The organism is Amycolatopsis sp. SID8362 (genome assembly GCF_010550475.1).
Taxonomy (GTDB): domain Bacteria; phylum Actinomycetota; class Actinomycetes; order Mycobacteriales; family Pseudonocardiaceae; genus Amycolatopsis; species Amycolatopsis eburnea.
Window position 1 is genome coordinate 1 of sequence record NZ_JAAGNB010001347.1, and the last position, 392, is coordinate 392.

General features: G+C 75.5%; 1 protein-coding gene. It reads right to left on the minus strand.

The annotated features are described in order from the left end of the window. The coding region (locus G3I65_RS41255; protein WP_160700895.1) for an AfsR/SARP family transcriptional regulator at positions 1–392 on the minus strand (392 nt) is incomplete at both ends.

Below are 392 nucleotides of genomic sequence, written 5' to 3' on the forward strand. Positions count from 1 at the left end.
GCCCAGCACCCCGGTCAGCTCCGCGAGTTCGGCGTCGCGGCCGGTGAAGTCCCCGATGTCCGGCGGCAGCTGGCACACCGGCCAGACCGGCGGCGGCAACCGCGGCACGGGATCTTCGCCGCGCAGGACGGCCGCGTGCACCCGGCGGGCCTCCGCGCCGGGTTCGACGCCGAGCTCTTCGATCAGGGTCGCCCGCAGCCGCCGGTAGACCTCCAGCGCGTCACCCTGCCGCCCGGCCCGGTGCAGCGCGATCATCAGCTGCGCGGCGAGCCGTTCGCGCAGCGGGTGCTCGGTGATCATGGCCTGCAGCTCGCCGGTCAGCTCCCCGTGCCGCCCGGCGGTGAGCTCGGCGTCGACGCAGTCCTCGAACACCGCCAGCCGCTCGGACTCCA